This window comes from Rhodococcus sp. 14C212, assembly GCF_011058195.1.
GTDB lineage: Bacteria > Actinomycetota > Actinomycetes > Mycobacteriales > Mycobacteriaceae > Rhodococcus > Rhodococcus aetherivorans.
Genome location: NZ_JAALEH010000029.1, coordinates 39,831 through 63,550, shown reverse-complemented (window position 1 = coordinate 63,550; position 23,720 = coordinate 39,831). Strand labels below are relative to the sequence as shown.

19 protein-coding genes and 2 pseudogenes are annotated in these 23,720 nt (G+C 61.8%); 12 read left to right on the top strand and 9 right to left on the bottom strand.

What is annotated here, in order from left to right; translation table 11 throughout:
• Nucleotides 1–712, top strand: a protein-coding gene (locus G6038_RS15020; RefSeq protein WP_165038645.1) for an IS5 family transposase whose coding sequence is annotated in 2 segments (ribosomal slippage) — nucleotides 1–246 and nucleotides 246–712 — 713 coding nt annotated over the 2 segments. Because the reading frame shifts where the segments join, the coding sequence is not laid out codon by codon here. This gene is flagged as partial in the annotation.
• Between the two features lie 767 nt (nucleotides 713–1,479).
• On the opposite strand, the gene G6038_RS15015 is transcribed toward G6038_RS15020, so the two are convergent.
• A complete protein-coding gene (locus tag G6038_RS15015; RefSeq protein WP_165038644.1) occupies nucleotides 1,480–2,175 on the bottom strand; it encodes an SDR family NAD(P)-dependent oxidoreductase in 696 nt (231 codons plus the stop codon).
• A gap of 810 nt (nucleotides 2,176–2,985) precedes the next feature.
• On the opposite strand from G6038_RS15015, the gene folE reads away from it, so the two are divergent.
• Both folE and G6038_RS15005 read left to right on the top strand, forming a co-directional pair.
• Nucleotides 2,986–3,597: a GTP cyclohydrolase I FolE gene (gene folE, locus G6038_RS15010; RefSeq protein WP_346772823.1), complete on the top strand. Its 612-nt coding sequence runs from the start codon at nucleotides 2,986–2,988 to the stop codon at nucleotides 3,595–3,597.
• A gap of 180 nt (nucleotides 3,598–3,777) precedes the next feature.
• On the top strand, nucleotides 3,778–3,927 hold the full coding sequence (locus G6038_RS15005) for a hypothetical protein (RefSeq protein WP_165038642.1): 150 nt from the start codon (nucleotides 3,778–3,780) through the stop codon (nucleotides 3,925–3,927).
• A 615-nt stretch (nucleotides 3,928–4,542) separates the two neighbouring features.
• On the opposite strand, the gene G6038_RS15000 is transcribed toward G6038_RS15005, so the two are convergent.
• The 3 genes from G6038_RS15000 to G6038_RS14990 all read right to left on the bottom strand — a co-directional run bounded on the left by G6038_RS15000 (nucleotide 4,543) and on the right by G6038_RS14990 (nucleotide 7,121).
• Complete coding sequence (locus tag G6038_RS15000; protein WP_165038641.1) at nucleotides 4,543–5,385, bottom strand: SDR family NAD(P)-dependent oxidoreductase; 843 nt, start codon at nucleotides 5,383–5,385, stop codon at nucleotides 4,543–4,545.
• 141 nt (nucleotides 5,386–5,526) lie between these two features.
• On the bottom strand, nucleotides 5,527–5,790 hold the full coding sequence (locus G6038_RS31370; protein ID WP_240918504.1) for an OB-fold domain-containing protein: 264 nt from the start codon (nucleotides 5,788–5,790) through the stop codon (nucleotides 5,527–5,529).
• A gap of 179 nt (nucleotides 5,791–5,969) precedes the next feature.
• On the bottom strand, nucleotides 5,970–7,121 hold the full coding sequence (locus G6038_RS14990; RefSeq protein ID WP_206024749.1) for a nonspecific lipid-transfer protein: 1,152 nt from the start codon (nucleotides 7,119–7,121) through the stop codon (nucleotides 5,970–5,972).
• Nucleotides 7,122–7,288: 167 nt separating this feature from the next.
• Here G6038_RS14990 and G6038_RS14985 point away from each other — a divergent pair, with 167 nt between their 5' ends.
• From G6038_RS14985 to G6038_RS14950, 7 genes are all read left to right on the top strand, one after another.
• Nucleotides 7,289–8,509 (top strand): CoA transferase, encoded by a 1,221-nt coding sequence (locus G6038_RS14985; RefSeq protein WP_165038639.1) that lies wholly within the window; start codon nucleotides 7,289–7,291, stop codon nucleotides 8,507–8,509.
• Between the two features lie 143 nt (nucleotides 8,510–8,652).
• Nucleotides 8,653–9,114 carry a VOC family protein gene (locus G6038_RS14980; RefSeq protein WP_165038638.1) on the top strand — a complete coding sequence of 154 codons (462 nt, stop codon included), beginning with the start codon at nucleotides 8,653–8,655 and terminating at the stop codon, nucleotides 9,112–9,114.
• Nucleotides 9,115–10,208: 1,094 nt separating this feature from the next.
• The gene (locus G6038_RS14970; protein ID WP_165038637.1) at nucleotides 10,209–11,738 is read left to right on the top strand and encodes a class I adenylate-forming enzyme family protein; all 1,530 of its coding nucleotides are present in this window, start codon (nucleotides 10,209–10,211) and stop codon (nucleotides 11,736–11,738) included.
• Complete coding sequence (locus G6038_RS14965) at nucleotides 11,735–12,043, top strand: hypothetical protein (RefSeq protein ID WP_165038636.1); 309 nt, start codon at nucleotides 11,735–11,737, stop codon at nucleotides 12,041–12,043. The genes G6038_RS14970 and G6038_RS14965 overlap by 4 nt, the downstream gene beginning before the upstream one ends.
• Before the next feature lie 130 nt (nucleotides 12,044–12,173).
• Nucleotides 12,174–12,707 carry a nuclear transport factor 2 family protein gene (locus G6038_RS14960; protein ID WP_165038635.1) on the top strand — a complete coding sequence of 178 codons (534 nt, stop codon included), beginning with the start codon at nucleotides 12,174–12,176 and terminating at the stop codon, nucleotides 12,705–12,707.
• Nucleotides 12,708–12,973: 266 nt separating this feature from the next.
• On the top strand, nucleotides 12,974–13,735 hold the full coding sequence (gene fabG / locus G6038_RS14955) for a 3-oxoacyl-ACP reductase FabG (protein ID WP_165038634.1): 762 nt from the start codon (nucleotides 12,974–12,976) through the stop codon (nucleotides 13,733–13,735).
• Nucleotides 13,732–14,184: a MaoC family dehydratase gene (locus G6038_RS14950; protein WP_165038633.1), complete on the top strand. Its 453-nt coding sequence runs from the start codon at nucleotides 13,732–13,734 to the stop codon at nucleotides 14,182–14,184. Before fabG ends, G6038_RS14950 begins: the two co-directional genes overlap by 4 nt.
• A 289-nt stretch (nucleotides 14,185–14,473) precedes the next feature.
• On the opposite strand, the pseudogene G6038_RS31365 reads toward G6038_RS14950, so the two are convergent.
• Nucleotides 14,474–15,070 (bottom strand): annotated as a pseudogene (locus tag G6038_RS31365) (IS481 family transposase); the annotation flags it as partial.
• 827 nt (nucleotides 15,071–15,897) lie between these two features.
• Here G6038_RS31365 and G6038_RS14945 point away from each other — a divergent pair.
• Entirely contained in the window at nucleotides 15,898–16,353 is a 456-nt protein-coding gene (locus G6038_RS14945; RefSeq protein ID WP_165038632.1) for a VOC family protein, read from the top strand.
• A gap of 464 nt (nucleotides 16,354–16,817) precedes the next feature.
• Nucleotides 16,818–17,654 carry a mycofactocin-coupled SDR family oxidoreductase gene (locus G6038_RS14940; RefSeq protein WP_165038631.1) on the top strand — a complete coding sequence of 279 codons (837 nt, stop codon included), beginning with the start codon at nucleotides 16,818–16,820 and terminating at the stop codon, nucleotides 17,652–17,654.
• Between the two features lie 33 nt (nucleotides 17,655–17,687).
• Here G6038_RS14940 and G6038_RS31360 read toward each other — a convergent pair.
• The 4 genes and pseudogenes from G6038_RS31360 to G6038_RS14915 all read right to left on the bottom strand — a co-directional run.
• Nucleotides 17,688–18,855, bottom strand: a pseudogene (locus tag G6038_RS31360) (transposase); the annotation flags it as partial.
• Between the two features lie 627 nt (nucleotides 18,856–19,482).
• Entirely contained in the window at nucleotides 19,483–20,799 is a 1,317-nt protein-coding gene (locus G6038_RS14925) for an MFS transporter (RefSeq protein WP_165038628.1), read from the bottom strand.
• An 841-nt stretch (nucleotides 20,800–21,640) separates the two neighbouring features.
• On the bottom strand, nucleotides 21,641–21,853 hold the full coding sequence (locus G6038_RS14920; RefSeq protein ID WP_165038627.1) for a hypothetical protein: 213 nt from the start codon (nucleotides 21,851–21,853) through the stop codon (nucleotides 21,641–21,643).
• Nucleotides 21,854–21,856: 3 nt separating this feature from the next.
• Nucleotides 21,857–22,411, bottom strand: a complete 555-nt coding sequence (locus G6038_RS14915) for a hypothetical protein (RefSeq protein ID WP_165038626.1) — start codon at nucleotides 22,409–22,411, stop codon at nucleotides 21,857–21,859.
• Nucleotides 22,412–23,720 lie beyond the last annotated feature (1,309 nt).

Below are 23,720 nucleotides of genomic sequence, written 5' to 3'. Positions count from 1 at the left end.
GGCGGGGGGCGCTCGATGATCGGGCGGTGTTCACCGCCGTCGTCTACGTGCTCACCAGTGGCTGCGCCTGGCGGCACCTGCCGCCGTCGTTCGGGGTCAGTGTCCCGACCGCGCACCGCCGCTTCGCGGCCTGGGTCAAGGCCGGGGTGTTCGACGAGCTGCACCGCCAAATCCTCGACCGGCTCGGCGCCGGCGGGGACCTGGACTGGTCCGCGGCGATCCTGGACGCCGCGCACGTCCGGGCCAAAAGGGGGGCTCATTGACCGGTCCCAGTCCGGTCGACCGGGGCAAGAACGGCTCGAAGATCCACGTCCTGTCCGACGCCGACGGTATCCCGCTGGTGACCGCGGTGACCTCGGCGAACACCCACGACAGCGTCATGCTGCAGCCCATGGTGGCCGCGATCCCGGCGGTCCGGTCACGCCGCGGGCCGCGGCGCCGCCGACCCGGCCGATTGCGGGCGGACAAGGGCTACGACTACCCCGTGCACCGCCGGTGGCTGCGTGAGCGGGGCATCGTCCCGCGCATCGCTCGCCGTGGCGTCGACAGCAGCGAGCGTATCGGGCGGTACCGGTGGAAGATCGAACGCACCCTGGCGTGGCTGACCGGCTACCGCCGGCTGACGATCCGCTACGAACGTCACGGCGAGCACTTCGCCGGCTTTCTCCAACTGGCCGCCGCGCTGACGTGCTGGAAGAAGCTCCCCAAATGAGACATCCTCTAAGCCAGCACCCCGCGGGGTGGTGAGCTTCGCGCGGTGTCCACTTGTTCCCGATATCGTTCGGAGCGACGGGCTCACCCCCCGCGCTGTCGCATACGCTGGACGTACAGGTATCGGCACTTCACCGCCGACCCATTGGTCGTGCATGTCGGTCAGCGCCTGTGCCGACTATTCGAACGCTGTGCCTTCGGCGCCGGGAAACGCCCCGACACCGTAGGCATAGCGTTCGAACTCCTCGTTGGCTCACTCGAGCATGAGGCTCGAGTGAGCACGTCAACCGACTGCGCCGGTAGTTTCACCTTGGCCGGAGGTTATGCAGGCGCTCATGGGACACCGCCGCGAGGTGCCGGGGTCACTCCTACCCGACACTCCAGCCACAAACCTCGGCGTCGGCCCGGCGTACCCGACGTCGGGAAGCTGGTCGTCGAGCGCCGGCTCCACCTCGACAATCAGTGTGTAGCTGTCGGCCGTCTCGCAGATGTCGGCTGAAGGGACAGTGACCTCGGGGTTGGTGACGTGAGCAGGGGATGCGCGAGCCTACTCTCGCGCATCCCCTGACAACTCCGATGAAGAACAGCGCGGCTGAGGCGATCATTGCTCCTCGGAACTGATCCTCCGCATCCGATGGCGCCCTGGGCATCAGCGCTGAAGCAAGTCGATTCGACCGCCTTTCCCGGACCCGCGCACTTCCCTTTTCCGCCCTTGGTTTTCACATTGTTCAGACGAATCGGGTGCTCACGGGCCCGGGTGACAACGGGTTACCTCTTCACACCAGGAACCGGAATCTGCGCTCCGGTCACGGCGGCGGACGAGTCGCTGAACAGATAGGCGATGGTGTCGGCGATCTCCGTGGGAGAAGTCCAATTCGTCCGCGCCGAATCAGGTTGACTCTCACGATTTCCTGGTGTGTCTATCACCGTGGGAAGAATCGCATTGGCACGGATACCTTCACCTGCATATTCAACGGAGATGGACATGATAAGCGCCCACACCGCGGCTTTCGAAGTTACATAGGCACTGGCCCCGGCGAACGGCGCGAATGCCGCTTTGGTGGAAACGGCGACGATGGACCCTCCGCCGGCCTCGATCATGTAGGGCAGGGCCGCTTGTGTCACGAGGTAGGTGGGACGCAAGTTCAGACGTAGCATCCGGTCGAACTCATCGATGGACGTCTCGTGCAATTTTCCTGCCATCGCGAATCCCCCTACGAGATTGGCGACGGCGCCGAGGGGCGCTTCAGGATTGCCACCGGCGAGTTGCGCAACCTCGGTGACGTCTCGGGGGGCGAACAAGTCGGCTCGGATGGGCTCCAAACGCGGATGTTCACCGATCCGTTCGAGTTCCGCTTCCACAATCCACGGCACAACGACCCGCCAGCCGTCGTCGAGCAATCTCTTTGTGACGGCAGATCCGAGTCCGCCGGTACCACCGGTCACTAACGCAGTCTTGTTCATTCCTATTGTCTACCACTAAAATTCAACGCCGAACAGGGGCGCCCCTGTTCCCCCATGATCGGCTGCTGCAGGAACGAAGGGGAACAGCTCGCTCTCCGGCCGGATCGGGTTCGAGTATTCGCACCGAGTGGTCACACTATGAGTTCTCACAACGTGCTCGATCACCCTCCAGAATCCTAGCGGGTTAGGTGCCGGTACGTATTCCACCATCGAATGCCGCCGCACCAGCGCAACAGAGCGCCACCCCACGCGACCCGGCCCTGCTCCACGGACATCTGGACAGGGTCACCATGAGCGAAGCCGCAGCGGTGATTCCACAGCGGTGACTGCGGACAGACTGAGCCTGTGACGTAGTCGGCAAGTACGACGCGAAAAGTCGTAATATCGATTCCGGCTCAACCCGGACGGAGGTCGTGGTTGTTGAGTGGAACCTCGGCGAGGCGGGATCCGATGGGCGAGAGTCGCCACGGGGCAGCGAGCCTCGCGGTGCGCGAGCCAGGAACAGGATTGCAGGCGCACATAGGCCGAGCCTTGGCGTGAAGTCGGGAGGTGCCGCGATCATGACGACGCCGAGCGCCATCGCCGAGACCGAGAACACGAACCCTAACCGGTACACACCATGCCGCACATCATATTATGATCGATAAGGGACGCCCTCTAGTCTCATTCCCCGAGATTCAAGCAGCCGGGCGGTGACCTCTGAACTCTGGAGAGAGTCCACCCCTGGGCCGGGCGGAGCCTGATTCGACAAAGTGGAGGTACGGTCTGTTGTCGGTGAATCACCTTGCTTCAAAGAAGGATTCCGTGTCGATTGCCGTTGGGGACGAGATCCTATGCAGTCGGGAATCGGGACGGGTGTTCGATCAAGCCCGCGCCGAAGCGGCCGTGCGGGAGTTGCTCATTGCGGTCGGGGAGAACCCCGACCGCGAGGGGCTGGTCGAGACACCCGCCCGAGTCGCCCGGGCATATCGGGAGATGTTCGCCGGTCTCTACATCGATCCCGACTTCGTACTCGAGAAGACCTTCAATGAGGACCATCAAGAACTCGTCCTCGTGCGGGATATTCCGATGTACTCCACCTGCGAGCACCACCTTGTCTCGTTCCACGGCATCGCGCACGTCGGTTACATCCCCGGCCCCACGGGCCGAGTGACCGGCTTGTCGAAGCTGGCGCGGCTGGTTGACCTGTACGCCAAACGTCCGCAAGTGCAGGAGAGACTGACCAGTCAGATCGCGGATGCGCTGATGCGCAAGCTGGACCCGGCCGGGGTGATCGTAGTTGTCGAGGCCGAACACCTTTGCATGGCGATGCGGGGCATTCGCAAGCCGGGAGCAAGCACCATCACCTCGGCGGTACGGGGCCTGCTGCAGACAAACTCAGCCTCGCGGTCCGAGGCTCTGGATCTGATCCTGCGCCGTTGACCGCCCAAGACGGGTAAGACGTATGCACTGCGGTTGCAAGGGGGAGATCCCGAGCTCTGCGATTGTTCGGTGGTGACCCCGTGAACATCGTGCTGCGCTTATGGGATCGGGATGTGCGATGGCGGCGGTAGTTTCGGCGAAGTGGAACTCGAGGCCTTCACGCGGTGCGGGGAGTTGCAGATGACCGTTGACGTGGCGAATCTGGTTGTGGCCAGCACACCGCGTGGTCGAGTGACGGAAGTGGCGGAGTCTGTCGAGGTGCGCCCGGTGTCGGTGGAGTCGTTCGATGGCCCGCTCGATTGCCTGGCAGAAAAGCGTGAATGGTATTAGGACTGTTTCACTTCGACCGGTACCTATTCCGATCCCGACGCATAAACCTCCGCGGGCCACACGAGTGAATCGGTGTGCAGACCTGTCGACAACCACCGACCGGCGCCGCGGCGCGAGAACCGGTCGATGACGAATGCCACCTACGTCCATTCGGCAAAGGTCCGGACGTGGGTGGCGTTCGATCCTGCACGCAGGGATCGGGGATGCCGGCGACCCGCAAGAATCGAACCGACGTCGACGCGACCTACCACGCCTGATCATGTCATCAAGCCCGTATGTACCTGCAGCGATGCCGATCTGCAGGTTCACCCCAGGTCATGCCGCACGATCCAATGTGCGCATCGACGCTCTACTCTGCATGGGCGCACCGGGTTCCGCCTCACAACGGTTCCCGACATGGCGGATAGTACGTCGGCTGAGCGACCTGCACGCCCGGCCCGACTCAGGGTCCAGTAGGTCGGCCGTGGCCGAAATCGAATTTGCGTGCGTCGATTCAGACGGACGATCATCCTGAAGGCTACTTCTTCGACAATGCCGTGAAACTCGACTTTCGGGTGATGGAAAACCTCCAGCAGAACCGGGTACGCAACACGTACCCGCGTTCTAGTGGAACGATCAGGCTCCACACGGGTCGTGATCGCCCGCTCCGTATAAGCGAAGGCGACGCTCGAGGATCTCCAGCGGAGCGGGGTGGGTGAGGCAGTGAGGGCGGTTCTTTTCGATCGCTTCTATGACCATGGGGCCGACGAGGTCAGGTTCGATGGCTTCCTCGTACGGAGCGACCGGCCGGACCCGCGCGTAGGGCTTCACAACGCGCGCGTCCGAACGGCCTACGGTGTCGCGCAAACGCTCACTGGTAGCGATCCGAGTGGTGACCTTACCCGGATAGAGAACGGTGACCCCGATCGGGTCACCCTGGTCTTCTAGCTCGGCCCTGAGGACTCCCGAGATACCGTCCACCGCCGCCTTCGATGCGCTGTACATCCCGTGCCCTGGCACTTCGTCGAGGACAACGAACGACGAGGTGTTGACGATGTGGCCCCGTGTCCCCTGAGCACGCATACGCGGAAGGAAGGATAAAAGACCGTTCACGACACCAAAGTAGTTGATGCGCATCATCCACTCGAAGTCGTTGAAGGAAGCGTCCCACACCGCGCGAAACGGACGCATCGAGACACCTGCGTTGTTGACGAGAACGTCAAGTCTGCCGTATGCAGCGAATACCTCGTCGGCTACCACTTGCATTGCATGTGTGTCGCCGACGTCGACCTGCATCGGTTCTGCCTTGCCGCCCTGGCGGCGGATGTCCTGGGCGATCCGGTCCGCAGCGTCCATTTCGATGTCAGCGACGACGACGACGCCTCCGCGGCCTGCAAGCTCGCGGGCGATCGATCCGCCGATGCCACTGCCGGCGCCAGTGACGAATGAGACGGCGTTATCCAGACTTATGTTCTCCACTTACATTTGGTCCTTTCGTGTATGGGTGACGACCACTCGCTCGAGTGGGCGTCGCGGGTCCCGTGTGGAGTAAGGGACACCCCTGCTGCATGACTCGTTGTCCACGGCAGCTGCGGTCTGCTGCGTTCCTGGACGGCAAACTCAATCGGCGGTGTCGGTCTCCAAGCGTACAAGCAGCGCCGGTGCGCTGTCTTCGATCAGTTCGAACTCGGCCCGCACTCTCGATCCGACCAGTGTGGCTCGGTCCAGTTCACCGACATAACGCGCGGGGATCCGGCAGCCACCCTCGAACTCGACCAGCACGATCGTAAGTGGCAACAGGTTCGCAAAGCCCGGGATCGTGTCGTGGTGAAGGACGATGTAGCTGTAGACCACGCCTACGCCACTGGATCGCTCCATGTTCATAGGGGCACCGCACTGCGAACAGTTCTCGCGGGGAGGATGTGCCCAACACCTGCACTCCGTGCAACGTGAAAGGGTCAGGATCTCCTCGGATGCCGCCCTCCAGAACTCTGCGCTGTCCGGGTCGATTTGAGGACGTGGCCGCATCGCAGCCTGGGCCACGGTGTCTCTGCTCGAAGTGCTCACCGGTCCACTCCGTCCGCTCCGTAGAGGACCGCTCCGCCGCCAGGTCCCGCACCCGCAGTCACGAGCGCGACCTGCGCATCGTCGACCTGCCGGGCGCCCGCCTGACCCCGCAACTGCAGGACGGCCTCGTAGTGGTGGTTGAGACCGTGGATATAGCCTTCGGAGAGCAAACCGCCGTGCGGATTCACCACGATATCGCCACCGTAGGTGGCTCGACCTTCCGAGTAGAACGCTCCGGCCTCTCCCTTTCCGCAGAACCCGTAGTCCTCGAAGGTCACCAGCGCTGTATAGGTGAAGCAGTCGTACAAACACGCGACGTCGACGTCGGCGGGCGTGAGGGAACTCCTGCTCCACAGACGCTTGGCCGCATAGTGCGAGTACATGGTCGACAGATCCTCGAATTGACTCCACGAGCTGCTGTGCGTATGGGCCTCTGCAGAGGCCAGCGGAACAATCGGGGCATGGCGCAGATCTCGGGCACGCTCGAGAGAGGTCACTATGACGGCAACTGCTCCGTCGGTCTCGAGGCAGCAATCGAGGAGTCGAAATGGTTCGACGATCCATCGGCTCGAGAGGTAATCATCCATCGTGATCGGTTTCCGTTGACTTGCATGAGGATTCGACACCGCATGGCTTCTGTGCGTGATCGCAATTTGGCCGAAGTCCTCGGCGGTCGTGCCGTAGATCTCCTTGTGCCGCTGAGCCCACATCCCGATCCACATCGGTGGGATGATGTAACCGTTGGGTGCACTGAATTGAAACTCGCCGCCGAGGTTTGGGGAATCCTCGCCTCGGCCGAACCTGCTGCCTGAGCGACCGTTGAGCGAGCGGAAGACCACTACCGTCTCGCACCGGCCGGTTTTCACCGCTTCAACTGCTTCGGAGATGCTCAGGCATGCGACGTTTCCGCCGCCGAAGATGTCGAGGGAGAATGCTAGGTCATAGGCTCCCACAGCGCCCCCGACCTCGGGCGCTGCCACCGAGTCGTTGAGGTGAAAGCTGACAACGCCATCGACGTCCGTTCCCGACAAGCCGGCATCAGCGAGTGCATTACGCACTGCTTCGGTCGCCATTCCCAGCGTGGTACGCCCTGATTCTTTACTGAACACGGTTCGCCCGATCCCGACGATGGCCGCTTCTCGGTCCATGACCTCTCCTTCACTGGGACGACAACGGCGGTCCGGCGTGCGACCGGCCGCGAAATCAGCACCCTTGCGCATACTTGCAATGATGGCTAGTTTTATCATGGAAGATCGTCGATGGCTAGAAGACTGATCAAGACCTAGCCCAAATCGGAAGGTGGTACGACCTCGCTATGGGACCACTGGCTGGTATTCGAGTTGTGGAGTTGGCAATTTGGGGCATGGTCCCGATGGCGGGGACGATTCTGTCCGAGTGGGGCGCAGACGTGATCAAGGTCGAGCATCCTGAGACGGCAGATCCTATGCGCGCGCTTGTCCTCAGCGGTCGCGGGCCCGAGGACGCTGGAGTCAATTTCATGTGGGAGATGCACAATCGTGGAAAGCGTGGCATCACCCTTGATCTGACCAAGCCCGGAGCTCATGACATCTTAGGTCGACTACTGGAGGAGGCCGACGTATTCCTGACCAACGTTCGTGTGGGTTCTCGGGTGAAACTCGGAATCGACGTCGAAAGCGTTCAAGCAATAAATCCAGCAATTGTCTACGCGAGTGCAACAGGTATGGGCTCGCTCGGCCCCGAAGCAGACCGTGGCGGCTTCGACACCGCAGCGTTCTGGGCTCGTTCCGGCCTGTCCTATAAGATCACGGCGCCCGAAGCGGAGTCTCCGCCGGACCTGCCCTCACCTGCTTTCGGGGACATCCTGACCGGCCAGATGCTGGCGGGCAGTATCGCTGCAGCCCTGGTGAATCGGGCAAATTGGGCAGACGGCCGCGGGCCGGTTCTCGAGACGTCGCTGCTCGCCAGTGGGATGTGGGCGATGCGCAATGAGATCGCAGCCTGTGAACTGTTCGACGTCGATCGATTCTTCGGACTCGAGCGGTCTTCGATCAAGAACCCTCTTGTCGCCGCCTACCGGACCAAGGACGATCGATTCGTTCAGTTGGTCATGTTGGAGGCCGAGCTTCATTGGCCGGACCTCTGCATGCGCCTCGAGCGCGAGGACTTGATAGCGGATCCCCGGTTTGCCTCGATGAGCCTGCGTGCCGATAACGCATCGGAGTGTGTCCGCGTCTTGGAAGAGGAGTTCGGGAAACGGACGATCGAGGAGTGGACCAAGATTCTCACGGACGCCACCGGCGTCTGGGGCGTGGTCCAGACGCCGCGCGAACTGAGCCGCGACCCTCAAGTGCTCGCCAATGAATACCTGGTGGATGCGCCAAGCGCCACCGGCAAGTCGTTTTCGATGGTGCCCAATCCGGTGAAGTTCGATGGAGCCGTTCTCGACCCCGGCCCGGCACCCGACTGGGGTGAGCATACGGATGAGGTCCTTGCGGAGGTCGGTATCGAAGACGACCAGATAATCGATCTCCGCATATCCGGCGCAATTCTCTGACGTCTGGCAGGCCCGCGCATCGAGCTCGGCCCCTACCCCCATCGCGGACCGAGAGCACGCCCATCGAGGAACCCGACGCCCTACACCTCGCACGCGACCGGCTCGGCGACGACGTCCGTATTCGACCACGAGAGGGTCTCGACATGTTCTTCCTTCACGCCAATATCGTGTGCACAGATTTCGATCGATCCCTCGACTTCTACACACGGGTGATGGGCGGCTCGACTCTTGGCGTCGCCGAGGGTGATGGCGGTATCGACCTCTCCCTCGCGCTGGGAGCGACCGGGCCGAGCGGGTACCGCGCCGCGATGATTCACTGGGACAACGGGAGGCACGGTCCATACCTCGACCTTCTGGAGTGGCGTGAGAAGGGCGAGCATCCCAAACGAAACGGCAAGGACGTGGGCCTCGGTCGACTTGCGTTCCGAGTGGACGACCTCGACTCGACTGTGGCCATGCTCGAAGCAGAGGGCATACAACTGAACTCCCCTCCGGGCTTCGACACTGTCGGGCGGTGGCCCATGAAGTTCGCGTTCTTCCACGATCCCGACGGCGTACTGCTGGAGATCATTCAGTTGATGCCGCGCGGTACGACCGAAGTCTGACCTGCAAGTCGCCTTCTCGACCTCCTTGCAGGACTTTGTCGCCTCTGCCCCTTTCGGTGTGTGTCTTGAGTTTCGAGGTAATGACCGGGTGCGCGCCGCATCCCTGTCTGAGATCGATGAATGCGTCGATAGTTCTGTCGGCGAGTGTTCTTCACTTCCGTCACAAGGCGGCGGCAACGGGTATGTACACATGAGGTCGCTACTCACCGATAACCGTAAGGCGGTGCATGCGGGATAGCCGGCGAACTGATCGTCGGGTGGCCGACCACGACCCGGCAGGGCGGTTGCCGGCTACGGTGACAGCGCACAGTTCGCGCCAACTCACCGATCGCGACCTCGACCTCGACCTCGACCTCGACCTCGACGGTACTGTCGTGGTTGAGGGTGCTGCCGGATTTGGGAGACTATGCCGCCTCAAAGGCGGCCGTCGTTCTATTGACGGACACTACTGCCGTCGAAGCGGCCGAGTATGAGGTGTCGGTCTTCCCCGTCGGGCCCGGTATGGTCGACACCGTTCTGACGCGTGACTTGGACGCCGCCGACTCGGGACGTCGCTGGATGGGCCCGTTGTACAAGAACTCCACATCGGTTCCGGCCGCGTTGGCAGCGCACGCCGCGGTGTATCTCGCCTCTGGTCGCGCGGATACTCTCCGGGGCGATGGGTCGACGCGATCGACGATCTGGATGAGGTTGTGCGTCGCGCCACCGAGGTCACCGAAAATGGCCTGCTCCAACTGCGGAGGTCCAAATCCGTGGACCCCTTCAACCATGGAGCCCAGCGCTCGGTCGGTGGGTCGGCCGGGTTGTCGCGCAGAGCGCAGGTCCACGATCGGAACCGTCCGATCATCATCTCTGAAGCGAGCCGTCCGTCAAGCAGGGTCTCGCAGACCAGTTCGCCCTGCGTCCTCGCTAAAACGCCGAGCATCGGTCCGCTTTGGACGGTGGAATCGCTTGCGTACGACCGATCAGCATGTGTGGGCGAACAAAAAAGGGCTGTACCTGAACTTCTAAACATGTATCATTACAAGTATTGCGATTGTGGACGCAGGCACCGGAACTGATCCTCACCTGCGCCGACTCCGGAAGGACGCGAAGTGAACATAACCTTGCTGCTCGACTTGGCTGCGGAACACTATGGCGACCGCATCGCCCTCGGTCACCCGGAGACCGGCATCTCGTACCGGGAGTTGGAACGGCGTAGTCGCGTCGGAGCTGCCGAGTTGATGCGAGTGGGCGCACGATCGCTTGTATATGTCGGAGTGAACGGCCCAGCAGTACCCGTCTTGTTGTTCTCGGCGGCGCGCGCGGGGATTCCGTTCGTACCGCTCAACTACCGCCTGGCGAGTACAGCTATCGATGATCTGATTGCCGGCCTAGACGATCCACTGATCGTGGCAGACGAGTCGATTTCGCAAAATTTGACTTTGCCTCAAGATGCTCGAGGCTGCATTACGAGCAATGACTGGATAACACGTTCGTCGGTGACAGACGCGGAAGCGGTCGAAAATCCCGATGCGCGCGAGTCTCCTGTTGCGATCATTCTTTTCACCAGCGGAACCACGGCTAAACCCAAGGGAGTCCTACTTCGTCACGAAAACCTGGCGAGCTACATCTTGAGTACCGTGGACCTGAATGGCGCTGTGTCTGGTGAATGCGTCCTAGCGAGCGTGCCCCCGTACCATGTCGCGGGCATGAGTGGCGCATTGTCCAACATTTACAGCGGTCGTCGAATCTCATACCTGCCCGACTTCGACGCTGATGCTTGGCTCGATGTCGTGGTCGAGGAGAACGTTACCCACGCAATGCTGGTGCCAACGATGCTCAGCCGCGTGGTCGCCGCATATCGCACCGCTCCTAGAGATCTCCCCTCACTTAAATCGATCGCATACGGTGGCGCCAAGATTCCCGAGCGGGTACTCCACCAGGCTCTTGAACTCTTCCCTCGAATCGAGTTCACTAATGCTTATGGTCTGACTGAGACCAGTTCTACCATCGCCTTGCTTTCACCGGAGGACCACCGCATTGCGGTTGCCTCGAATGACACGGAGGTGAGGTCCCGTCTGCGCTCGGTCGGTCGACTGGTGCCTGGTGTAGAGGCTCAGATTCGCGACACGGACGGACGCGTGATCACAGAGGCCGGGGCCGTCGGCGAACTCTGGATCCGCGGACCCCAGGTATCCGGGGAGTACCAGAGAACAGGTGCAGCCCTCGACGCAGAAGGCTGGTTCCCGACGCGGGATCGTGCGCGCTTCGATCATGGGGGCTATCTTTTCATCGAGGGACGGGCAGACGACACGATCATTCGCGGCGGTGAGAATATCTATCCTGCCGAGATCGAGCGGGTACTCCAGATGCATTCAGCTGTGGCCGACGCCTGCGTATTCGGTCTTCCCGACGAAGACTGGGGAGAACGAACGGTCGCAGCTGTCGTTCCTGCGCAAGGAATCGTTCCGGACGCCGAGGAGATTCGCAGCTTCGTGCGGTCCCGGTTGAGAGGCTCCCGTACGCCCGATCTGGTGGTGATCCGCGAAGACTTGCCTTACGGCCCCACCGGAAAGATTGTCCGCCGTGACCTGGTCAGCGAAACTCTTGCTGACCTCGAGAAGAAGGAGGTTATGCAATGAAGCTGGGAGTGGGCGCACGTCTGCGCAGCCAAGTTTGCTCAACTCAAGTCGTTGTCGTCCGCACAAACGGGGACGACCATAAATTCACCTGCGGGGGCCACCCACTGGTCCCACTCGACTCCCCCATGGACACGAGCCTGACGCTCGAGGACGAGTCCGATACTGGGAATCTTGTAGGTAAGCGTTACGTCAACGCGTCTCGGGACTTCGAGGTACTGATCACCTCTCCTGGCGCCGGAGCTTTGATCATCGATGGGGAGAGTCTGCAGATCAAACAGGCAAAGCCGCTGCCGTCGAGCGACTGAGCGCTTTCCGTCGAGGGGCTTGTCCTCCGCGTCGGCATCACCGAGGCGAGCCACGCGTCCGACTTGATCTACCTGGACAGGCAATTCTCATTCGACCACCCCATAGTCCTCCGAGCCGAAGGTGCACGCCATGGAACAGAACAGAAGTCTCGAGGAACGGCTTCGTGCGGTCGAAGCACGCCTTGCCATCGGCGAACTCTTGAACCGCTATGCCCAAGCTCTCGATTACGGTGACGAGGACACCTTCGTCGACTGCTTCACCGAGACAGCCCGGTACGACATGTACCTTCCCCCCGACTCCGAAGACCCGCCATTCCCAGCCCGCGGAGGAGAACTCGTCGACGGCTGCCTGCGCTATACAGGACACACTGCGATGCGTGCGTTCATCGAGGGCCACACACGCGCGCCATTCGTCATCCACAAGCACTACGCAGTCAATCCGATCATTACGGTCGACGGATCGACAGCATCCTCGGTAAGTTACATGCTGCGCCTCGATGTCTCGCCCGAGCACACGGTCTACGTACGCGCCTTCGGACGCTACGTAGACGACCTCATCGAGTGTGCCGACGGACGGTGGCGCATCGCTCACCGTCGCGCCTATGCAGAGAACCTCGACATGCGCCAGTTCCAACGCCTGGAACAGGTCGGTCCAGGCGATTAGCGCTGTTTCTCGCCACCCACCGCTTCTCATCGGTCGTGCGTGCACATGATGACAGTCGAGAGGCGCACTCTCGAACGCGTCCTCGAAGGCCCTACGACGGGTTCACGTCACGTCCGGTCAGGCTTGATCGCTCGCGGGCTCAGGGTCTACAGGATCTTGCACGCGGGCTCGGCCAGCTCTCAACCCTCTCGCGATCCCGCAGTCCCGGCACCGTCCTCCCCCAGTGGCGAAACGCCGCGACCTGATCCTTCCTGTTAGGAGTCCGCATGACCAGATCTACACCTCGAACCGCCCTCGTCACCGGCGCTGCCCGTGGAATCGGCGCCGCCGTCGCGCGCCGCCTGGCTGCGGACGGTCTGTCCGTCGCCCTGGTCGACCTTGATGAGGCGTCATGCGACTCGGTGGTCAAGGAGATCCATGACGCAGGTGGGCGGGCGCTGGGGTGCGGCGTCGATGTGGCCGACGAGAGTGCCGTACATGCCGCCATCGAGCGAATCGACTCCGAGCTCGGTGAACCGACCGTGCTCGTCAACAACGCGGGCATCCTCCGTGACAACCTCCTTTTCAAGATGAGCGTCGAGGACTGGGACGCTGTGATGAACGTCCACCTCCGTGGTTCGTTCCTCATGACGCGTGCTGTTCAGGAGTACATGACCACCGCAGGTTGGGGTCGCATCGTCAACCTGTCGAGCACCTCGGCTCTGGGCAATCGAGGTCAAGCCAACTATGCGGCCGCGAAGGCCGGGATTCAGGGCTTCACCAAGACCCTTGCTATCGAGCTCGGGAAGTTCGGGATCACGGCGAACGCTATCGCGCCAGGGTTCATCGAGACCGAGATGACGATGGCCACCGCAGAGCGCGTGGGCGTCACATTCGACGACTTCAAGTCCGCCGTGACCAAGCAGATCCCCGTCGGTCGCGGCGGGTTGCCAGATGACATCGCCCACGCGGTGTCATTCTTCGTAAGCGAGGACGCGGGGTACGTTTCCGGTCAGGTACTGTACGTCGCTGGAGGTCCCGCGGCGTGAGAACATTCAACGGGGTCGCCGAGCTCGAAGAAGCAGTTGGAAACCACCTGGGATATTCGAAGTGGCACAAGGTTACTCAGGACCAGATCGATGCTTTTGCTGAAGCAACCGGAGACCATCAGTGGATCCATATTGATACAGAACGGGCTGCCCAGGGACCGTTCGGCACGACGATCGCACATGGATTTCTGACGCTCAGCCTGCTCCCCAAGTTCACCGAGGAGGTCTACGAGGTCGCCGGCGTGAGGATGGGCATGAATTACGGCGCAGACAGGGTGCGGTTCCCGTCTCCAGTCCCGGCGGGCGCACGAGTCCGCGCCGGGGTGGAACTGTTATCGGTCTCGCAGATCGCTATGGGCTACCAGGTCGCCACGCGGGTGACGATCGAACGTGACGGCGGCGAGAAACCGGCTTGCGTTGTCGACATGCTCGCGGTTGTGGTGCCCTAGCTGCTGCGCCGCTCCGATGGCCAGGAACCATCGTGGCCTCCGTGGTGCAGATCGTCCCATCGACGCTGCTACGGAACTAGTTGTACTGCCCAGGCAGGTGTTGGTTGAGGGATTGCGGCGACACGCTGTAGCGGGCCGTTGAACAGCGAAGGTCTCCCGTCGTGAAGTGGCGCTGCTACAACACACTTCACGACCCGGAGACCTTCGTGGTTCACGCTAACGCACCTTGGTCTCCAAGGGCCGACCGCCAAACTCTTCTCGGCGAGGTGGTGTTCGCTGGTCCAGGTGCGGCATAGAGGAACTCTTCCACGAGGATGCGGTGGTAGCGCTCGGCCTTCCCGTTGTGGCGGTGTGTGTACGGGGTGATCCGCTGATGCCGGGCCCCGTACAGCGCTTTCACGAAGTCCTTCGCCCGATAGCAGGACCATTTGTCGGTAACGACACGAGAATGTGTGTGATGCAGTGGGCGGCGAAGAAATACCCGTTCGCGATGCATGAAATGGATTGCGGCTACCGAGTTCTCATAGGAGACACCTCGGTGTGCGCCAAGCCGGAGAGCCCGTCGACCGCCGAATGCAGATAGACGTAACCGGCGCGGACACCGGCGGTCCTGGTCCGGTCGACCTGCTTGGCCTGCTCACTGTCGCGCCCGTGGCGGGTTGGTGGTGCGGGATGTCGGGCGGTCGAGCATGTCGTGTTCGCGGTAGCGGGTCATCCATTTGCCGGCGCAGGCACGGGAGATCTCCCATCTCGGCGGTGACCTGGAAATCGGACGGGGCCGGCACCTCTCGACCGGACGGTGGTGGCCTTCGACGGACAACGGGTCATTACTGTGGACCGCGGACGGGTTCTTTCGTTCGGTGGATGAATTGGTGGTACTTCCCATGCTGCCGCCGAAAGACCCGTCCGCCTTGTTCCGCCCCTCGTGGTCTCTACACCGTCATGACCCGCAACAAGTAGTTTCTCGCTCATTGAGCGAGCCTCATGGTGATGTTTCGTCTGCAGATTCCTCAGACGACTTCGTCACCTTGCAAGGAAGCCGTATAGCGCGTTGTCGAAGTACTCGATGAAGTTTCCGATTGCACCGGCTCGATGCATGGTGCGGATGTCGGAGGAGGTCGATGATCGCTAGGATACCAAGTGTCATAGCCTCGTTCGGGTTGGGTAGGGGTCCGCGGCCGTGATCAGGGACGGGTGCGCGATCCTGTGTGGGCCACGATTCGAGGAAACAATCGAGGTTCCGGCCGAGTGTTGGCGAACGCCTCAGTCGCAATGCTCGGAATCCGATGTATTTATAATCATTGTAATGTAGTTTACTGCCATGCTTTGAGGTCACATGGATCATATCGGACTGGTCCGCTGGCAGATCAAAGAGCTTCAGATGAGATTCACTGGCACGAAGCTGTTTCGTCTTCAGTCTTGGGTCCTGCCCGGGCCGACATCAGGGCCGGAGACTTGCCGCGGTGTGCGGCAATGCCCTTGACTCACTTGACCGGGGCGTACCTTCCAACCCCTCTCGAGGGTATCTGGCGAGGCAGATCGTCGAGAGGGGCGACGGAGTTGCTCTGCGAACCCTGCTCCTGCGCGGAGGCGAGGCCGATGCCACTGCAGTATCTGCAGCGACAACACAGCAGGGCTGCTGTGTCCACCACGTCGAGGTTGTCGTAGACGACCCGAGAGTATCTAACGACAAGCTAGCGGAATGGAGTTCCTGTGCCAAGGAAGAACGTAGGGCGTATCGATCATATTGCGATCTTGGTGCGTCTCGAGAACCTGACGAAAGCAGTTGAGCATTATTCGAACCTATTGAATATCTCGTTCGAGGGACCGTTCGAATCTGACGTTTCCGGAATCACCTTCTATATCGACTGGGAGTCCGGCGTAGAGATCTACGCACCCCGAGTCCGAGAACTCGCCGAGGATCGCTTCAAGTTCCTCGAGGAGCATGGCGAAGGAGTGTTTAGGGTCGTGTTCGGGGTCCCCGATATCGACAACGCCGTGGCGCGTGCCCGCGGGATGGGCCATGATGTTCCGGTTCAGTTGACAGCATTCGACCTGAATCCCTCATGGAGAGAGCGTTTCGACAGGATGGATGAAGCTTTCGTGGCGGACACCGTCCACGGTGTACGAATTGCATTCAGTCAAATCGAACCGAAGGAAGAGTACTGACACTTGGCCTTGGACACGCGGAATCCAGCACGATGCTGTGGAAGCGAAAATCAAGGGTGGCCAGGAAGAACTACACGGACGAGTCGGCCGCCGGGCGATGGACTGTTCGAGTCCACGCCGCGCGCGACGCTCAAGAGGATCACAGCGGATCTGGGTGTGTCCCGGGCACATTGAACAGTGGGTCGACAAACTCGGCTCCTGGACGACGATCGCACCGGCCGCTGTAGGTGTGGTGGCGGGGCGGCCGGAGTCGCAAGCGGCGAGGATCGCCCGGTTTGGAAGCCGGGCTGGCCGCCTCGCAGGCCTGGGGCCCGAAAGCTCGCGTCCGGCACGCCCGTGGCGGCGGCGTTCAAGCCACACCCGAGGGCTGCCAAAAACGAACCACTGCTAACCCGACCCACCCGGGGAACAGCACAACGTATCGAACGAAGTAACTGAACCTACGAACTTAAGGAACATCACCCATGGGACAGCTCAACGGCCAGGTTGCCTTCATCACCGGCGGAGCGAGAGGTCAGGGGCGTTCGCACGCCAACCTCTTGGCGAGCGAGGGCGCAGACATCGTTCTCTTCGACATCCTCGGCCCCAACGACCACACGCCCTACGACATGGCCTGTCAGTCGGACATGGACGAGACCCTGGCGATCGTCGAGCGCCATGGACGTAGGGCACTCGCCATTCAGGGCAATGTGAAGAACCTCGACGAGTTGGTCGCGGCGGCGGCCCAGGCCGTCGACACATTCGGCAGGATCGACATCCTGCTCGCGAACGCGGGGATCATGACCGGTGTGCCGATCACCGAGATGACGTCCGAGTTGTGGGGGGAGACGATCGACGTCAACCTGACAGGTGTCTTCAACTCCTTCCGAGCGGTCCTGCCTCACATGGTCGAGAAGGGGTACGGCCGGGTTGTCGCTACCTCGTCTGGCGGCGGGCACATCGGCCACAACAACCTGGCCCACTATTGCGCCTCGAAGTGGGGTGTCATCGGGCTGGTGAAGTCCGCGGCGATGGAGGTCTGCAACCACGGCATCACCGTAAACTCTGTCACACCGACCAACATCAGAACCGACATGATCACGAACGATCACTGCAAGTCACTATTCCTTCCCGGGATCGAGAACCCGACCGAGGAACAGATGCGCAAGGCCTACGTGATCAACCCGATGGGCGAGCCCTGGCTCGAGCCCATTGAGGTGTCGCGCGCGATACTCTTCCTGGTGAACCCGGATAACCGCTTCATCAACGGCGAGACCATTGGTCCGCTCGCCGGGTCGGGTGCCGTCAACGGCGCCGCTTGAGCGAGCAACGACTGACCTGGGACTTGGTGCACAGGCGTCGCGGGTCCGGTGGAACATCGGCCGGGCCCGCAAATCGGTCTTCGACATGCGAAACGACTGCTCGACATGCCACAGGTCGTGGTACTTGCCGATCACCTCGCCCGGTTCCATGGGGGTGACGGGAATGTTGGTGCCATCTCCCTTCGAGCCCACCAGCGAGCGGGCTCGTGCCAGCGCCGCATCATCGACCTGCTGACCTGCGGTCGTGGTGTTGACGAAGCGGGTGGCCTTGGCCTTCTTTGTGCCCTCGACCACCGCCCGCGCCCGCGCTTCCTGCGCGTTCAATGTTTGGTTGTCGCGGACAGCGCGTTTGCGGGTGTACTGCCAGATCGCCCGCCACGAGGTGGGATGCCGAACCGGATCCCAGATCGGTTCGGTTCGCTTCTTCACGGGGTTGACTACGCTGCGGGCATACCGGGTCGTGACGGTATCGATAATCCGCCCATCGGTGAATACCTCACCGTGCCAATGGAAATAGGAGCTTAGACCACCCGGCGTTTTCGTGACCCGGAGCCGTCGATGAACTTCAGGCCGGCCTCGTCCAGGACGGTCAGATCCGATGCCGACAGCATGCCGGCATCCGCGGTGATGACCATCTCCACACCCTCGATACCGTGGCGGGCCCGGAACTGACGCACGATCGGGACCAGGGTGTGGGTTTCGGCCTTGTTGCCTTCGAAACAGCCGATCTCCAGTAGCAATCCGAGCCCGCCGGTGCTGGCCGCGTACTCGAAACAGCGGCGGCCGATCCGGTCGCGGTAGCCGCCGGTGATGGTCTGCGCGAGGCGGCGTTGAATTATTTTGTACGACACCGGATTCGCACCGGGGTCGTCGAGCACGCGCAGCGCATCGATCTTCGAGGTCGGTTCGACGATCCGGGCGATGACAGGTCTTCGAAGACCGGGTCGGCGATGATGTCGAAACCGAGTCGGTCGTAGACGAAGGTAAGCACGTCGTAGAGCAGCCGGGCGCTGGTGCACATGGTTCGTCCCGCGCCGGCGAACTCACCGGCCTTGCTCGTCGTCGGGCCCGACAGCTGACCGGTCCGCCAGTCGGCAACATCGGCACTCTGCTCGACGAGCGTCGGCACACCCAAATCCAACATGCCCTGATCGTTCCGTCTCGGAGTCGCGTGCGGTGTAGGGGAACAGGATGTCCGCATCGGTGAGTTCACGGCGACGAGTTTGAGGTCGAACTCGTGACGATGTGCTGCGGTGGCAGTTTGGACACCGCGACCCTCGTTCCGAGAGTGTGAACGACGATGGATCCCGCCGAGCGGATACGACCGGGTGACCGCATCTGGTGGGGCCAGGAGCGCGGAACCGACCCCCTGATCAATGCCGTACTCGATGCCGCCGGCAGGATCGGGCCGATCACGGCGTTCGCCGGAGCGACCTCGAACGCACAAGCTGGGCAAGGACCTGCCGGACTCGCTGCCCCTCACATATGTATGAATCTCGGCGCTTCTCATCCATGTAGTCCAGGAAGCACTTTCCTTAGCTGACCGGCCACAGGGGTGACGCTGGTGCATCGGAGGAGAGACAACGACAGGGTGACCGTTTCGTCGCACGCCTAGGAGAGCTGTTCCAGTGCGTGGTGATAGGCCACGGGAACCTGTTGCCCGCCAGCACGAACAGGGACGACACCGCCGAGCCCACATTTCCCACACACGCAATCGTGAATCAGCGTACGGATGTGCGTCGATCTTGGATAGACGGCGGGGCGGGAACCGACCGATGGCCGGATTCCCGCCCCGCCTCCGCTCCGCGAGCACTGAGTACGTGCTCACTCAGGCTGTCTGCGCCGACCCTTTCCAGGCCGACGCAGAAGAATCGTCCCCGGTCTTGTCGAGCTCGGTGTAGGCGGCGAGATCCAAGTTCCGGCCGTCCCGAGTACGGGTGACCGCGATACCGGAGACCACGAGGATCGCCAGCGTGAAGCCGGTGACGAGTCCGGGGCCACCGAGCGTGCTCAGCGCAGCGGCGATGAAGGCCGACGGCGACGAGAAGATCAGGTTCGAGATGGAGTGCGACAGTGCCGCACCCGAGAATCGCACCTCGGTGGGGAACTGCTCGGCGAACACGGCGGGCTGCACGCCGGCTATCGCCTGGAGGGAGATGAGGACCAAGGACATGCTGGCCCCGGTGATGAAGTAGTTGTCGGGGCCGGAGAAGGGGAAGAACACCGCTATGCCCACCATCGTGGAGATTATGCTTCCGATCCACACCGGCTTGCGACCGATCTTGTCGGACAACCACCCACCACCGATACAGCCTACGATCGACACGGCGTTGGCGATCATCAGGAGCAGGAAGCCGCTGCCCCGCGACATCCCCGTGTTGCTCGTCAGATGGTTGAGTCCGTAGACCGCGACGAGATAGAACGACAGCGCCGACCCGCCTAAGGCCAGGACGAGCGTGATGACAGTGCGCGGGTGGGACCGCAGGACCGCCAGCCCTTTGCCGCCAGTGCTCGGCGCTTCGGCGCGCATCTCTTCCTCGACGACGAATGCCGGGGTCTCCTCGAGCTTGGCGCGGATGAACATCGCGACGAAGACCAGCAGGATGCTCGACAGGAACGGGACACGCCAGCCCCACGATTCGAACTGTTCGGTGGTGAGCGTAGCGCTGAGCGCCACGAGCGCCAGGTTCGCGAACACTTGGCTGAGCGGGGAGCCGAGGGTGATGACCGAGCCGAGGAGCCCTCGTCGACTCTGATTGCCGTGTTCCATGGTCATGAGCTGGTTGCCGACCAGCTCACCACCGAGCGAGACGCCCTGGATGAAGCGCAGCCCCACGAGGATGGTGGCGACGACGACGCCCTGCCCGGTCGGCAGCAACCCGATCGCGACAGAGGCGAGGCCCATCATCACGAGCGTGGTCAGCAGGATGGGTTTGCGTCCGAAGCGGTCACCCAGGTAGCCGAAGAGGAGAGCGCCGATGGGCCGGGCCGCGAAACCGACACCGAACGTGGCGAACGACGCGAGCACGCTTCCCGTGGGGCCGAGGTCGCCGAAGAACAGTTGCGGGAAGAGCGTGGCGGAGAGGACGCCGTACAGCGCAAAGTCGAAGTATTCGAGCGCCGACCCTATCGCACCGCTGGTCACTGCGCGTCTCTCCATCCGCTTCGAATAGCTTCCCGATGCGGATGGAGTGGGTGATGTCTGCCCGTCTATGTCATGGGACGCCATGCGAACTCCAATCGGTTTCTACCGCTGAACTGCGGTATGCTTGTCTGCTTCGTACAGGGTCTGCATTCCACAGCAGACCGAGCAGTCGGTGCGGAATACCCCGGGCGGATGTGGTGGGGCCAAACGGAATACCACCGAAGTGTGTCCGCGGTCACGCACAGCGTACAGTATTGTCAACGAAGTCATAATGTCAACGGCTCGACGACTTTCCTCGGGGGTTTTCGAGCGCCGGAAAATACGGCTTCGGTTGCGGTGCAGAAGAATCGACTTCTCAGTTCCTCCGAACCGCAGCTGAACACATTTCGACAGTCGTCGGCGACGCCATTTCACCCCGACACCCGCCACAGGATGACGAGCTCGCTCCCCCTTCGGGAATCATGGCTCGCAGACCGAATTCGACAGCCACAGCATGCTTTCCGGACACAGAATGAACACCAGGGCCAGCGCATAGGGTGATGCGCTTCGAAAGTCCTCCATCGTGTCGCCACCTGCCGACCAAGCGACCACGAAGATGTTCAGACCCAGAGGAGGTCGCCCACGTGGTGGTAGACGAACCGAAGGGTGACCCTTACTCCCAGCCGAGCGGGTGGACAGGTCACCGACTCGTGAGGTCGACACGTCGACCTCCGCGATACGCAGATCACACACCTGACGGGCACTCTTACGAACACTTTTCCTACCAAGTATCTTTCACAACCACAGGGATTTTTGAGATGGCATGCGCCGGTCTCCTGAACTTCCCGTACCTTGCTCGTAGCTACTGCTGCGGAATCGGCGTGACCGCATGCGACGACCCTGTGTCGAGATAGGTTTCTATTACGGCCTCGCTGATGACGAACTCATCAGGTGTACCTTCCCAAATCTTTTCGCCGGTGCGAAGGAGCAGCATTCGCTCGCACAACGGCAGCAGGAACTCCATATGGTGGTCGACGGCGGACCGGGCCGCTTCGGCGGTACGGTTTCCGGTCAACCTTCAGGGATAGGGCCTCAAGTCGAGACACCCAGACAGTTGTTCAGGAGACGCCGGCTCCGAGGGGTGCTCAACCCGGGTCGGACACACGTAGTACCAGCAGGCCGCAGCAACCATGCGCCCTGAGAGCAGGGTCGAATTCTCGAGTTGGTTTCTGTGCGAGTCGATCTCGATGAGATCATCCGACAACCATCGGCTGTGCATCAGACCAGCGAGCGTCGCACGCGCGATCACAAATATGGAGACATATTTATCACCGTCCCAAATGACGAGGAAGCCATTGCGCCGGTGACTCGCGACTTCCCCCGATGTCGCTATGCCGACCAACCAGATAGCCCCCAGCGCGGTCGCAAATCGCAACAAGAGTCCAACGCCGGCAGTCAACTCCAGGCGCTCACCGGCCGAGACATGCACGCGCTCGGACCAACCCGCGCTCTCGAACAGCGTCGCGGTCCTGCCCCCGCCTCCGAATCCCGAGGTGGGATTGCATCTCCGGGCGATCATCGTCGAACCCAGGACGACGCGAGGCGCCGCTGACGCAATATCTACGTCGTCCATGTTCCGTCTCCTGCACCTTATTTGCTCAACGCGAGGCAGGCCGTCCGAGTTGGCTCCATCACAACACCCGGACTGTAACTTAACTCATAATGATTGTAAACACACAAGTCTTTGGACTTTTCTCGCCGAGAATTCAGCCGCTACTCCGAGTTACGTCTATCAGCGCGGTGTGGCGTGCCCGCGGCAGAGCCACGGGTTACGAGAGTCTCTCCGTTGTCAGGCACGTCGTTCTCGGATTGACAGACCAATATCGTTGGTTGAACGCCCACGCGGTGAACACCGCCAGCAATTTCGCCATCAGACCTTCGACCAAGGCTCACATGCCCTTCGTCGCTGTCGAGACCCTGATGCTGAATGTCCGTGAGGACGGTCGGTGGTTCAAATCCATGCCATGAGGCGGTCCGCGGCAACACAGGCCGCCGCTTCCGTGACGGGTCGACCTGTCCCCCGCGGTCCGGTCCGACGCCGTCCGGCGGCGATGTCAGGTAGTCCGGAAGAGCGAGTCGATAGGGATATTGACGGACAGGGCGAACAACCAATAAGATGGTTGGCGACCTGGGCGGTGGCCAGGTACCTCACGCGCATTTGTCATAACGCGATGTCACCGCCCCCACACCTGCGGTTGGCAGATCCCTACTCGACCGCATTCCGCAGGCGGTAGACATCTTGATTAAACACCGGCTGCCGTCCGCTTCTCGGGCCGCGGTTGCGGTGGTAGACAAGACTGCCGGATGAATTGTAATTGTGGCTCGATGCGGCGTTTCAACAGATAGAACCGGTGCCCGCGGGCCAGCTCGCCGATCCGACGGCCTCCGCGCTCACGGAGCCCCAACCGAGGAACCGAGCCGCAGCGGACTGCGGACTGCGGACTATCACCGTGCCAACCGGCAGTAAGCACCAGCGACAATGCGCCGACTCTGCTCACCCTGCACGTAGCGTTGTCACCCCCTCAAGCACCCTCCCCGACGAGTGGCGGTAGGTTCTGATCGCCAAAGCCACAACGATTGGCTGAACGCGTCCAGGATCGTGCCGCAGTAGACCCCCTCTTCTGTGGTCGGATGCTCGACGACCGATACCATCGGTCCCGTCGGATCGGTAGGTCACGACTCCGCTGAAGCCGTTGGGGACGGGACTCTTGCCAGCTGGTGCTCGACCCTGGAACACAGTGCCCCGGGAAACCGCACGTGTTTGGTGATCTTCCCTTCCAGCTCCAATTGTCGGTATCTCGGCGCAGACGCATATTGCGCCAACACGGCATCGAGCGAATCTGCAGGGGCGTCCAGTCCGCTCCCCAAGGCATGCGACGACA